This window comes from Streptomyces sp. NBC_01450 (genome assembly GCF_036227505.1).
Lineage (GTDB): Bacteria > Actinomycetota > Actinomycetes > Streptomycetales > Streptomycetaceae > Streptomyces.
In genome coordinates, this window is sequence record NZ_CP109480.1 from 1,321,081 (window position 1) to 1,334,031 (window position 12,951).

At 71.2% G+C, this 12,951-nt stretch carries 10 protein-coding genes; 2 read left to right on the forward strand and 8 right to left on the reverse strand.

All coding sequences use genetic code 11. The features are described from left to right. Window positions 1–230 precede the first annotated feature (230 nt). Entirely contained in the window at window positions 231–1,250 is a 1,020-nt protein-coding gene (locus OG568_RS05915) for an LLM class flavin-dependent oxidoreductase (protein WP_329530598.1), read from the forward strand. 16 nt (window positions 1,251–1,266) lie between these two features. Here OG568_RS05915 and OG568_RS05920 read toward each other — a convergent pair whose 3' ends face one another. The 7 genes from OG568_RS05920 to OG568_RS05950 all read right to left on the reverse strand — a co-directional run bounded on the left by OG568_RS05920 (window position 1,267) and on the right by OG568_RS05950 (window position 9,438). Beyond that, window positions 1,267–1,764, reverse strand: coding sequence for a hypothetical protein (locus tag OG568_RS05920; RefSeq protein WP_060898022.1), 498 nt, complete (start codon window positions 1,762–1,764; stop codon window positions 1,267–1,269). A 103-nt stretch (window positions 1,765–1,867) separates the two neighbouring features. Then, complete coding sequence (locus OG568_RS05925; protein WP_329530599.1) at window positions 1,868–4,759, reverse strand: helix-turn-helix transcriptional regulator; 2,892 nt, start codon at window positions 4,757–4,759, stop codon at window positions 1,868–1,870. A 296-nt stretch (window positions 4,760–5,055) separates the two neighbouring features. After that, window positions 5,056–5,298 carry a DUF397 domain-containing protein gene (locus OG568_RS05930; protein ID WP_266425348.1) on the reverse strand — a complete coding sequence of 81 codons (243 nt, stop codon included), beginning with the start codon at window positions 5,296–5,298 and terminating at the stop codon, window positions 5,056–5,058. 83 nt (window positions 5,299–5,381) lie between these two features. Further along, a complete protein-coding gene (locus tag OG568_RS05935) occupies window positions 5,382–6,548 on the reverse strand; it encodes a thiolase domain-containing protein (protein ID WP_329530600.1) in 1,167 nt (388 codons plus the stop codon). Beyond that, window positions 6,545–7,600, reverse strand: coding sequence for a thiolase domain-containing protein (locus OG568_RS05940; protein ID WP_266693917.1), 1,056 nt, complete (start codon window positions 7,598–7,600; stop codon window positions 6,545–6,547). Before OG568_RS05940 ends, OG568_RS05935 begins: the two co-directional genes overlap by 4 nt. Beyond that, window positions 7,601–8,542 (reverse strand): Zn-ribbon domain-containing OB-fold protein, encoded by a 942-nt coding sequence (locus OG568_RS05945; RefSeq protein ID WP_329530601.1) that lies wholly within the window; start codon window positions 8,540–8,542, stop codon window positions 7,601–7,603. It abuts the gene before it with no gap. Between the two features lie 95 nt (window positions 8,543–8,637). Continuing rightward, complete coding sequence (locus OG568_RS05950) at window positions 8,638–9,438, reverse strand: crotonase/enoyl-CoA hydratase family protein (protein ID WP_266425359.1); 801 nt, start codon at window positions 9,436–9,438, stop codon at window positions 8,638–8,640. Between the two features lie 187 nt (window positions 9,439–9,625). On the opposite strand from OG568_RS05950, the gene OG568_RS05955 reads away from it, so the two are divergent. Further along, window positions 9,626–11,245 carry an acyl-CoA synthetase gene (locus OG568_RS05955; protein ID WP_329530602.1) on the forward strand — a complete coding sequence of 540 codons (1,620 nt, stop codon included), beginning with the start codon at window positions 9,626–9,628 and terminating at the stop codon, window positions 11,243–11,245. A gap of 9 nt (window positions 11,246–11,254) precedes the next feature. On the opposite strand, the gene OG568_RS05960 is transcribed toward OG568_RS05955, so the two are convergent. Continuing rightward, window positions 11,255–12,793: a fatty acyl-CoA synthetase gene (locus tag OG568_RS05960; protein WP_329530603.1), complete on the reverse strand. Its 1,539-nt coding sequence runs from the start codon at window positions 12,791–12,793 to the stop codon at window positions 11,255–11,257. Window positions 12,794–12,951: the final 158 nt, after the last annotated feature.

The following is a 12,951-nucleotide window of genomic DNA, read 5'->3' on the forward strand; positions in this document are numbered from 1 at the left end:
TGTGCGCGCGAGGAGATCTTCATGCGGGTGCTGCACAGAATCCGCCGCCGCCGGATGTGATGTCACCGCTTCCCGATGGCGCGGATGGGACATGTCGCAACCGCGCCACCCCGCGGACTCCGCGAACATGGGGCGGGAGCGCGGAAACCGCCTGCCACCATGGGCATAGTCGGCGTGGCGCTGACGTTCGACTGTTCAACAGAGATCATCGCGAACGTTGGAGGAGCCCCGTGCCACTGCCCTCACACCCCTTGCGGAAGCTGGGCTTCCTGACCATCGGGTTGTTCGACGAGGCCGACCCGCGGCGTGGCCACGAGTCGACGCTGGAGATCATCGAGCTCGGTGAGCGGCTGGGATTCGACAGCGCGTGGGTGCGACACCGCCATCTGCAGTACGGGATCTCCTCCCCCGTCGCGGTCCTGGCCGCCGCCTCGCAGCGCACCAGCCGGATCGAGCTGGGGACGGCGGTCATCCCGGTGGGCTGGGAGAACCCGCTGCGGCTGGCCGAGGACCTGGCGACGGTCGACATCCTGTCCGGGGGCCGCCTCAACCCGGGCGTCAGCGTCGGCCCGCCGATGCACTACGACCAGGTCAAGGAGGCTCTGTACCCGGACACCGGCGGCGTCGAGGACTTCAGCTACGCGCGGGTCGAACGGCTGCTGGATTTCGTGCGCGGCGAGCCGGCGACCGACTTCAGCGGCGTCGAGGGCTTCGAGGTGTTCTCCGACCGAGTCCAGCCGCACGCCGCGGGTCTGGGGCGACGCATGTGGTACGGCGGCGGCAGCCTGCGCTCCGCGCAGTGGGCGGGCGAACACGGGATGAACCTGCTGACCAGCAGTGTCGTCAAGGCGGAGGAGTCCGAGGACTTCGCCGAGATCCAGCGGTCGCACATCCGGACCTTCCGCGCCCACCACCCCGACGGCGACCGCGCCCGTGTGTCACAGGGACTCGTCGTCATCCCCACCGACAGCGCCTCACCCGAACAGCGCAAGAAGTACGAGGAGTACGCCCTCAAGCGCACTCCTCGTACCGCGACTCCGCAGGGCCCGGCCCGGATGATGTTCGCGCCCGATCTCGTCGGCACCTCCGACGAGATCGCCGAACGGCTGTACGCGCACGCCGCGTTCCAGGAGGTCGACGAGGTCGCGTTCGCGCTGCCGTTCACCTTCGGGCACGAGGACTACGTGCAGATCCTCACCGACATCGCCACCGGGCTCGGTCCGGCGCTCGGGTGGCAGCCGGCCGTCTGAACGCGGCGCCGGGGCCTCAGCCCTGCTGGAACAGCTCCGGGGGCAGGGGCTTGAGCAGGGCGTACAGATCGTCGGTGATGGGGCGGTCCCAGGCGGCGATGGTCACCAGGACGTTGTCGTCGCGGTCGAACTGCACGCAGGAGATGCGGGTCTCGGAGAGCTTGAGACGGCGCACGATGAGGAGACCGTCACCCTGCATCACCGGGATGTCCTCGGTCCCGGTGACGGTGACCTCCTCGTCGTTCTCCAGCGCCAGCAGCAGCTGGGCCACCTCGAAGGGGATCTCGTCCTCGGCCACCTCGCGGGCCGGGGACCCCTCGGGCAGATTGCCGATGATCATCGCGGGGCCGCGGCCGCCGAACAGGTCATAGCGCAGGAAGACACCCTGGCAGCTGCCGTCGGGGGCGGGCAGCAGACCCGCGCCGAGATTGCCCGGCCAGTCACCCGGGTCCATGGCCAGAACGTCGAAGTCGGGCCCGGCGGGCGTGGCGCTGCGGCGGCGGAGGAAGGACATGCCGCAATGGTACGTGCCCGGACGTGAACCGGGCCCTGGGGGCGTCCCCCGTACGTGGCCACCGGGCCGGTCGTACGGGGGCTGCCGGATCGGTCGTACGGGGCTACCGGGCCGGTTGTTGGCCGAGTGCCGCCGCCAGTCCCGTACGGTCCGTGCCCACCTTCCGGTAGACCGCCGAGAGCAGACGGACGACGGTCGGCTCGTCGGTCCCCAGCTCCTCGGAGACCTCGGTCGTGGTGCGGCCCCGGGCGGTGAGCGCGGCGGCCGCGCGTTCGCGGGCGGTGAGCGTGTCCGTCTCGGTGCTGTGCAGGCGGCGCGGGCGCAGTCCGGCGGCGGCCAGCTCGGCGCGGGCCTCGTCGCCGAGCCCGTCGGCGCCGCACTGCATGGCCGCGTCCAGTCCTCGGTAGAGGTGTTCGGCGGCTTCCCTGGGAGAGCCCGAGCGGCGCAGTTCAGTGCCGAGGGCGACCAGCGCGCAGGCCAGTTCGTAGGCGGCCGGGGAGCGCTCCAGGTGGCTGACGGACTCTTCGAGGAGCTTGACGCGGGTCGAGCCGGAGGAGACGTCGGCCGCGGCCCGCAGGGCCTGTCCGACGGCCGAGGGGGCGCCGAACTGGCGGGCGCGGTGTACCGCTTCGAGTGCCGTGGCGACGGCGCGTTCCGGCGCGTCGTGGCTCTCGGCTCGGGCGAGGTGGAGCTGCCAGGGACACCAGGAGGGGTTGCGGATGCCGCGTGGGTCCAGGCGGCGTCCGGCCGCTTCGAGCTCGGCGGCGGCTTCCTTGGTGAGGCCGCGGGCGAGCAGCAGTTCGCCGTGCACGGTCTGGACGTCGGGGAAGGTGACGGCGGCCGGGAAGGGCGCGCCGAACGCGTGGTCCTCGCCGATCTGGGCGGCCTCGGTGACGCGGCCGCGGGCGAGCAGGATCTCGATGATGACACCGACGGCGTACCAGTGGACGGGGGTGCCGGCGCCGACACGTTCGGCGAGCCTGAGGCCCGCGCGGGCGAAGTCCTCGGCCTCGGCGAGTCGGCCGCGGCGGTAGCGGACGTAGGCGAGGAGGGTGTAGCCGAAGGAGAGGTGGGCGCCGTGCCAGCCCTGGGACTCGAAGTCGGCGATCCCGGCGGCGAACAGTTCCTCGGTGCGGCCCGGGCGGTCGGCGTACATGAAGGTGAGGGCGACCAGGACGGGTACCTCGAAGCCGCGGTCGGCCTCGGCCCAGCGGATCCCTCCGGCGAGGGCGCGTTCCGCGTGGTGGAGCGCGACGTGGGCGGGCTCGCCGCGCAGGGTGGCGTCCCAGGCGCGCAGGCCGATGACATAGCGCTCGGTGAGGTCGCGTCCGGTGAGCCGGTCGGCGAGGCGGGTCAGGCGGCGGGAGCGGGCCGGGGAGTCGGGTTCGTCGGCGCGGAAGGCGTCCCACATGAACTGTTCGGACTGCATGCGCAGCCGCACCCGGGCGTCGCCGGTCACGCGGATCTCACGGGCGAGCGTCTCGGAGGCCTCGGCGAGCCGGTCGCTGTGGGCGAGGACCTGCGAGAGCCGGTAGACGATGTTGTGGCGCAGCTCCGGGTCGGTGATGGGTTCTTCGAGAGCGGCCCGGAGGTGGTTGACGGTGGTCGCCGGTTCGGTGAGCAGGGAGGCGCAGCCCAGTTCGTGGAGGACCGCGGCCCGCTCCTTGAGGGGCGGCGGTTCACGCAGGGCCCGGGCTAGGTAGCGGCGGGCGGCGTCGGGGGCTCCGGCGCGCTGGGTCTCGCGGGCGGCGGCGCGCAGCTGCTGGACGACCCAGTTGTCGCCCTCGGGGTGGGTCTCCATGAGGTGGCGGGCGGCGGCGGAGGGGCCGAGTCCTTCGTCGATGACGCACCAGGCGGCCTGCCCGTGCAGGGCCACGCGGACGCCGCTGGGGATGGCGCGGTAGACGGCGGTGGCGATGAGCGGGTGGACGAACTCCAGGGTGTCGGCGCCGGCGAGGATACGGGCGCCGCGCAGGGCGTCCGCGGCGTCGGCGGCCTCCTCGGAGCCGAGCCCGGCGACGGCGGCGGCCAGGGGCGGCGGGATCTCGGTGCCGAGGACGGCGCAGGCCCAGGCGAAGCGGACGGTGGAGGTGCCGAGGCGTTCGAGGCGGGCGATCAGGCCGCTGCCCTTGACCGCGGCGGCGAGGTCGCGCAGCAGGTGCGCCCCTTCCCCGGTCGGGACCAGTCCACGGTCGCGGACCTTCGCGGTCAGTTCCACCGCTTCGAAGGGGTTGCCCGCGGTGACCGCCCAGCACTCGCGGCAGAACACGTCGTCGGCCCCGGTGCCGAGGTCCTCGCGAACGAGTCCGGCGACGGCGGCGGCGCTGAGCGGTTCGAGGTCGAGGGGGCGCTGGCCCGCACGTCCGGGAAGGCTCCTGAACGCCTCCGCGTGGTCGGGGAGTTCGTCCGGCCGGTAGGCGACGACCAGGAGCAGCGGCAGTTCCTCGGCGCGCGGCGCGAAGGCGGCGAGCCAGCTCAGTGACTCGGGGTCGGCCCAGTGCGCGTCGTCGAGGACGAGCACCATCGGGGCGCGCTGCACCGCGAGGTGGGTGAGCACCCAGTCGAGGCCGTCACGCAGGCCCTGCTGGTCGGGCGCGGCGCCCTCGGACGGGGCGCACAGGCCGAGCGCGGGACCGACGATCGCGTACCAACTCCCCAGCTGGGCGCGGATTTCCGTCTCGGCGGACCCGGCGAACTGCGGTTGCAGGAGCTGGCGGGCGACGTGGAAGGCGACGCCCTGCTCCTGGTCGCCGCCGCGCGCGGACAGGACGGTGCAGCCCTGGGCGGCGGCGCGACGCCGTACCTCGGCGAGGAGCGTGGTCTTGCCGATTCCGGCGCGTCCGGCGAAGGCGAGGAGCGCGCCGCGGGGCCGCCCTGGTGCTTCGGTTCCGTCCTCGCGCAGACCGGTGAGATCGTTCAACGCCTCGTCGGCGGCGGCGAGTTCACCCTCCCGTTCGAAGAGAGTCCTTCTACTGCGTACACCGCGCTGTCCCATGGTCCACCCCCTGGCCACGGCGGTGTGGTCCGCGCGGGGAGCGGATGCGTACCGTGACCTCCAGGGACCTCAGCGTACGCTCGTAGCGCCTTGCGGGGAGCCCTTCCGCCGCTACCGGCTCACACCACCAGAGGCTGTTCGGGACGCTGTTTGGCGAATCCGCCGCCGCCGGGGACACCCTCCTCGAAACCGTGAACACTTAAACGTGTAAGTGTTCACGGTTCCCGGCACACATGGGGTCGGACCGACGTCACTCAGACGTCACTCAACGGATTCGCCAACAGCGTCGGGTCGGCTCAGGTCAGGTCGAACTCTCCCTCGCGGGCGCCCGACACGAACGCGCCCCACTCGGCCGGTGTGAAGATCAAGGAAGGGCTCTCGGGGCGGCCACTGTTGCGCATCGCGATGAAGCCCTCGACAAAAGCGATCTCGACGTCTCCCCGCCCTCGGCTGCTGGACTGCCATTCGGCGTTGCTGAGGTCCAGCTCAGGCTTGTCCCACCCCGCCAGCGGGTGCTGCTCGATGGTGCTCTCGGCCACGTCCGTGCTCCTCCCGGTTCGTCGTCCGCCGCCAGCCTAGCGATCGGTTCCGGCGGCGGACAGGCCACGTGAGGGGGACGGTTTCAGGAGGTGGGCGGCGCGGCCCCGACCAGCCACATCGAGAAGAACTGGGATCCTCCTCCATAGGCGTGTCCCAGCACCCTGCGAGCCCCTTCCACCTGGTGTTCTCCGGCCTGACCGCGCACCTGAAGTGCCGCCTCGGCGAAGCGGATCATGCCGGACGCGCCGATCGGATTGGTGGAGAGGACACCGCCCGACATGTTGACGGGCAGGTCCCCGTCAAGCTCGGTCACACCGGATTCGGTGAGCTTCCAGCCCTCGCCCTCCTCGGCGAAACCGAGGTTCTCCAGCCACATGGGCTCGTACCAGGAGAAGGGCACGTACATCTCCACGGCGTCGATGTCACGGCGCGGGTCCGCGATGCCCGCCTGCTGGTACACATCGGCCGCGCAGTCCTTGCCCGCCTGCGGCGACACACAGTCCTTGCCCGCGAACAGCGTCGGCTCGCTGCGCATGGCGCCGCCGTGCAGCCACGCGGGCGGCCGCGGCGAGCGCGCCGCCCCCGCCCGGTCGGTGAGGATCATCGCGCAGGCGCCGTCCGAGGACGGGCAGGTCTCCGAGTAGCGGATCGGGTCCCACAGCATGGGCGAGGCCTGGACCTTCTCCAGCGTGATGTCGTGCTCGTGGAGATGCGCGTACGGGTTCTTCAGCGCGTTGCGCCGGTCCTTGTACGCGACCAGCGAGCCGACGGTGTCGGGCGCGCCGGTACGCCGCATGTACGCCCGTACGTGCGGCGCGAAGAAGCCGCCCGCCCCGGCCAGCAGCGGCTGCTGGAAGGGGATCGGCAGGGACAGGCCCCACATGGCGTTCGACTCGGACTGCTTCTCGTAGGCCAGGGTCAGGACCGTGCCGTGGACGCGGCCCGCGACGAGGTTGGTGGCGACGAGGGCCGTGGATCCGCCGACGGAGCCCGCCGTGTGCACGCGCAGCATCGGCTTGCCGACCGCGCCGAGCGCGTCGGCGAGGTACAGCTCCGGCATCATGACGCCCTCGAAGAAGTCGGGCGCCTTGCCGATGACGACGGCGTCGATGTCGGCCCAGGTCAGCTCGGCGTCGTCGAGGGCGCGCCGGGCGGCCTCGCGGACGAGTCCCGCGATGGACACGTCCCGTCGGGCCGCCACGTGTTTGGTCTGGCCGATGCCTACGACGGCCACGGGCTCCTTGTTCATCGGGGATCCCCTTCGAGTACGGCCACCAGGTTCTGTTGGAGGCAGGGCCCGGAGGTGGCGTGGGCGAGCGCCCGGTCGGACTCCCCCCGGTGGATGCGGGCGGCGGCCTCGCCGATGCGGATGAGCCCGGCGGCCATGATCGGGTTGGCGGCCAGGGCGCCGCCGGACGGGTTGACGCGCACCTCCTCGCCGAGCCGCAGCGCCTTGCGCAGGACCACCTCCTGGGAGGTGAACGGCGCGTGCAACTCGGCGGTGTCGACGGGGTGTTCGAAGGCTCCGGCCCGCTCGGCGGCGAGGCGGGTCGACGGCGAGTCCGTCAGGTCGCGCACGCCGAGGCTGTGCGCCTCGATGCGGTGGTCGATGCCCCGGATCCAGGCGGGCCGTTCGCACAGCTCGCGGGCCCGCTCTCCGGCCGCGAGGATCACGGCGGCGGCACCGTCGCCGACGGGCGGGCAGTCACCGACACGCAGAGGCTGTACGAGGTATTCGCCCTGGGCCACCGAACCCCGCAGTTGCGCATGGGAGTTGGCGGCGGCCGAGGCACGGCTGCGGGACGCCACACCCGCCAGCGCGGGCTCGTCGGTCTCGCCCGCGTCGATGAGCGCCTGTGCCTGGAGGGCCGCGAGGGCGACGGAGTCGGGCCACAGGGGCGCGAGGTAGTACGGGTCGAGCTGCCGGGTCAGGACGTCCCGTACGGATCCGGGTGACGACTTCCCGTACCCGTACACCAGCGCGGTGTCGGCGTCCCCGGTGAGCAGTTTCGTCCAGGCCTCGTACAGCGCCCAGGCCCCGTCCATCTCCACGTGAGACTCGGAGATCGGCGGCCAGGCACCCACCCCGTCGAGGGCCATGGTGAAGGAGAAGGCGCGGCCCGCGAGGTAGTCGGACGAGCCGGAGCAGGTGAAACCGATGTCGCTGGTCTTCAGCCCGCTCTGGTCGAGGACGGCGTGCAGGACCGGGATGAGCATCTCCACCTCGGAGAGCTCGTCCGTGGTGCGCAGATGGTCGCTCTGCGCGAAGGCGACGACGGCGATGTCCCTGCTGGACGGCATCTACAACAGCTCCTTGTACGAGTCGTACTCGGCGTCCGGTTCGCCGGTGGGCCGGTAGTGGTCGGGATAGCGGCCGCCCTCCGTCCACACCGGCTCCACCCGCAGCCCCATGCGCACCTGGTCGTAGGGGATGCCGCCGATCCGGCCGTGCAGCGCGAGGTCGGCACCGTCGAGGGCGATGTGTCCGTAGACGTAGGGCACTTCGATGTCGAGGTTCCTGGCCTTGATGTTGACGATGCAGTACGTGGTGACCGTGCCGCTCGGGCCCACCTCCACCTGCTCCGAGGTGGCGACACCGCAGGTGGGGCACGCGCCCCTGGGCGGGACGTACACCTTGCGGCAGGACGGGCAGCGCTCGCCGACGGTGCGCCGCGAGGAGAGGCTGTTGATGTAGGCGGACTGGGCGCGGCCGGGCGAGTAGACGTAGTCGAGGCGGGCGGGGGCGACGATGCCGGTCACCATGTCCTCGAACCGTCCGTCGTGGCCGGCCGTCTCCGGCCGGTCTCCGTCGTACGGCTCGAAGCAGGCGATGTCGGTGATGGCGCCGGTGCGCTGCGCCGCCCAGCGGACGCGCACGCGCATGCCGGTGCGTACGGCGTCGGGGCCCGGCGTGTCGAGGGCGTGCAGGAGGGCGGTGTCGGCGCCGTCGAGCTGGACCAGGACCCAGGCGAAGGGGGTGTCGAGGGGTTGGCCCCGACGGGGTTCGTGGTTCCAGGCCCAGGTGGTGACGGTGCCGGTGGGGGCGACCTCGACGAGCTCGCTCAGGTCCTCCGCGGTGACGGGGTCGTACTCGACGGGCGGGACCAGCGTCCGGCCGTCGGCGGTCTTCACACCGAGGACGACGCGCTCACGCAGCCCGGTGAGAAACGCGCTCTGGACGGGGCCGAGCGAGCGGGTGAAGGGGAACTCGACGACGAGGGGGGCTTTGAGGACTTCGGGCATCCCGGATGTCTCCTTAGGGGAGGGGGATCGTGCGCGTCACGGTCGGTCCCGGGGCTGGTCGCGGGGGCGGCCGTGCCCCCTCACGACCCCGGACGTCACGCGCGCCGATAGACAGGTGGGCGTTTCTCGGCGAAGGCCCGGGAGCCCTCCTTGGCGTCGGCGGTGTCGAAGATCGGCCAGCCGCGGGTGAGCTCGGCGGCGAGGCCCTCCGTCTCCGTCATCTCGGCGGTCTCGTACACGGACGCCTTGACCGCCTCGACCGCCAGCGGCCCACAGGCGTTGATCCGTTCGGCGATCTCGAGGGCCTTCTGCCGCGCCGTGCCGTCGGGCACGACGTGTCCGACCAGGCCGATCCCGGCGGCCTCCCGCGCCGAGTACGGGCGCCCCGTGAGAAGCATCTCGAGGGCGTGCGTGCGCGGGATCTGGCGTTGCAGACGGACCGTCGAGCCGCCGATCGGGAACAGCCCGCGCCTGACCTCGAAGAGCCCGAAGGTCGCCGACTCGCCCGCGACCCGGATATCGGTGCCCTGGAGGATCTCGGTACCGCCCGCGACACAGTGGCCCTCGACGGCGGCGATCACCGGTTTGCGGGGGCGGTGGTGGCGCAGCATCGCCTTCCAGTGCAGGTCGGGGTCGGCCTTCAGCCGGTCCCGGTACTGCTGGCCCTCCATGCCCCGCCCCGCCAGCGCCTTGAGGTCCATGCCGGCGCAGAAGGCGTCCCCCGCGCCGGTGAGCACGATCGAGCGGATCGCGTCGTCCTCGTCGGCCTCGATCCAGCCGTCGTGGAGACCGACGAGCATCGGCAGCGAGAGCGCGTTCTTGGCCTCGGGCCTGTTGAGCGTGAGCACCAGTGTGGCGCCTTCGCGCTGCACGGTGAGGTGTTCCGTACCACCCATTGCCGTCCTCCCGTCAGACAGGCTCTCTGGAACGAGAACAGGTTGCAGTAGGCGCGGAACCAGTACAAGAGTTTTCTGACAGACAGTCAGATTTCTTCTGCGCTGACCCTTCCCAGTTGTGGCGGGCTTTGCTCTGATGGCCGTCGAGCCGAGGGGTGGACCCGGACGTGCGACGTCAGGAGGAGCGGTGGAGTACAACCTTGCCGACCTGTTCGAGTCGGTCGTCGACGTGGTTCCGGGCCGCGAGGCGCTCGTGTACATCGACCATCCGGGCACGGGTGCCGAACGCCGTCTGACGTACGCGCAACTCGACGCGGCGGCGAACCGCGTGGCCCATCACCTGATCGACAGCGGCATCCGCCCCGGCGAGCACCTCGGACTGCACCTGTACAACGGCGTCGAGTACCTGCAGACCGTGCTGGGCTGCCTCAAAGCGCGGATCGTGCCGGTCAACGTCAACTACCGGTATGTGGAAGAGGAGTTGGTCTACCTCTACCGGGACGCGGACCTGGTGGCGCTGGTCTTCGACGCCGAGTTCACCGACCGGGTGGCGGCGGCGCTGCCGCGGACCCCGGCGCTGCGGCATCTCCTGCGGGTGGGAAGCGCGGCGACCGACGGGGCCTCCCTGTCCGCCGTGGACTTCGCCGAGGCCGAGGCCGCCGGGTCTCCCGAGCGGGGCTTCCCACCGCGCTCGGCGGACGACCAGTTCATCATCTACACCGGCGGAACCACCGGCATGCCCAAGGGGGTGATGTGGCGCCAGGAGGATCTGTTCTTCGCCGGGCTGGGCGGCGGGGCTCCGACGGGCGAGCCGGTCAAGAAGCCCGAGGAGCTCGCCGAGCGGGTGGCGGCCGGCGGCGAGGGCATCACCTTCTTCCCCACTCCCCCGCTGATGCACGGCACCTCGACGCTGACGGCGTTCATCGGGTTCAACTTCGGCCAACGGGTGGTGATCCACCGCAAGTTCGTGCCCGAGGAGGTCCTGCGGACGGTCGAGAAGGAGAAGGTCACCAGCATGTCGCTGGTCGGCGACGCGATGCTGCGCCCGCTGATCGACGCGTTGAAGGGGTCGATGCGGGGCACGGACTGCTCCTCGATGTTCAGTGTGTCCTCGTCCGGCGCGATCATGTCGGAGACGGTGCGTGAGCAGTTCCTGTCGCTGGTCCCGAACGTGATGCTGCTCAACAACTTCGGCTCCACGGAGTCCGGCTTCAACGGCACCGCGACCGCCGACTCGGGGGCCGGCAAGGGCTTCCGGCTGCGGGTCAACTCCCGTACGCAGGTGGTGGATCCGGCCACATACGATCCGGTCGTCGTCGGCGAGCCCGGCCGGGTCGCGCAGCGCGGCCATGTGCCCCTCGGCTACTACAACGACCCGAGGAAGACCGCCGAGACCTTCTTCCAGAAGGACGGCGAGCGGTGGGTGCTGCTCGGTGACATGGCGACGGTCGACGACGAGGGCATCGTCACCGTCCTCGGGCGCGGCTCCCAGTGCATCAACACCGGTGGCGAGAAGGTCTATCCGGAGGAGGTCGAGCAGGCGCTCAAGTCCCATCCGGACGTGTACGACGCGCTGGTCGCCGGGGTGCCGGACGAGAAGTGGGGCAACCACGTGGCGGCGGTCGTCCAGCTCCGCGAGGGCGCGGGCCGGCCCTCACTGGAGGACATCCAGGCCCACTGCCGAAGCCATCTCGCCGGCTACAAGATCCCCCGCCAGCTCGTCATCACCGACACCATCCAGCGCTCGCCCAGCGGCAAGGCGGACTACCGATGGGCACGGTCGGTGGCGACGGAGGCGGCTCACTGAGCCACCGAACTACACAGTGTCGGCCCGGACGTCCGCGAAGCGGTCCCTCAGTTCGCGTTTGAGGATCTTTCCGCTGGCGTTGCGCGGCAGTTCGGCCACGAAGAGCACCTGCTTGGGCGCCTTGAAGTGGGCGAGGTTCTCCCGTGCGTGCGTGAGGAGCTCGGCTTCGGTGACCTCGGCGCGGGCGACGACGACCGCCGTGACCGCCTCGATCCACCGCTCGTCGGGCAGCCCGATCACGGCGACCTCGGCGACGGCCTCGTGTGTGTAGAGCGCGTCCTCGACCTGGCGTGAGGCGACCAGTACGCCACCGGAGTTGATGACGTCCTTCACCCGGTCGACGACGGTGAAGTAGCCGTCCTCGTCGCACACGGCGAGGTCCCCGGAGTGGAACCAGCCGTCGCGGAAGGCCTCGGCGGTCTCCTCCGGCTTGCCCCAGTAGCCCTCGCACAACTGCGGTGAGCGGTAGACGATCTCGCCCCGCTCACCGTCGGGCACGTCCTTGCCGGCCTCGTCGACGACCCGCGCCTCGACGAACAGCACCGGCCGCCCGCAGGAATCCATCCGCCCCTTGTGCTCGTGCGGGCCGAGGACCATGGCCAGCGGCCCGATCTCGCTCTGTCCGAAGCAGTTGTAGAACGCCAGCTTCGGCAGCCGCTCCCGCAGCCGTTCCAGAACCGGCACCGGCATGATCGACGCCCCGTAGTAGGCCTTGCGCAGTCCGCTCAGGTCACGGGTGGCGAAGTCGGGGCGGTTGGACAGTCCGATCCAGACGGTGGGCGGCGCGAACAGGCTGTCCGCGTGGCCCGCCTCGACCAGGTCGAAGATCTGTTCGACATCGGGTGTGTCGAGGATGACGTTCACGGCGCCGACCGCGAGATAGGGCAGCAGGAACACATGCATCTGCGCCGAGTGGTAGAGCGGCAGCGAGTGCACGGGCAGATCGCCGGCCTGCAGATCGAGGGCGGTGATCGCGCTCAGGTACTCGTGCACCAGCGCACGGTGGGTCAGCATCGCGCCCTTGGGCAGCGCGGTGGTGCCCGAGGTGTAGAGGAGTTGCGTCAGGTCCTCGCCACGGGACTCCGGACCGTCGTACGGCGTGGTCGCGTCAAGTCGCGCGAGCAGCGAGTCGTCGGTGTCGCGCAGGGCGAGAAAGCGGGTTCCCGCGGGGAGGTTCCCCGCCAGGTCCGGGTCGGCCAGGACCAGTCCGCAGCCGGCCTGCTCGACGATGTACGCGAGGTCGCCGCCGGTCAGGTTCTGGTTGACCGGCACATGCACCAGCCCGCCGCGGGCACACGCGAGGAAGCCGATCAGGTACGCGTCCGAGTTGTGGCCGTAGGCACCGACGCGGTCGCCCGGGGCCAGTCCCGAGGAGCGCAGCACCTGGGCCGCGCGGGAGACGGCCTCGTCGAGTTCGGCGTAGGTCCAGGACCGGTCGCGGTAGTGGACCGCGACGCGTTCAGGGGTCCGCCGGGCGCTGCGCCGCAGCACCCCGTCGACCGTGACGCTCCGTCCCGCCGCCACCGTGGGGTTCCGACCCGCCGTCATGACCTGCTCCTTCGTCCGGCTGCTGTGCCGTGATCCTCGTTCCGGCCCGCGAGCGGGGTCAAGCGTCCCGCGCCCTTGGCGCGAAGACGATCAGCCCCGCTGTGGAACGTACTGACACCAGGTCAAACGGCTGTGTCTGTTGTTACGCTCAACCGCAC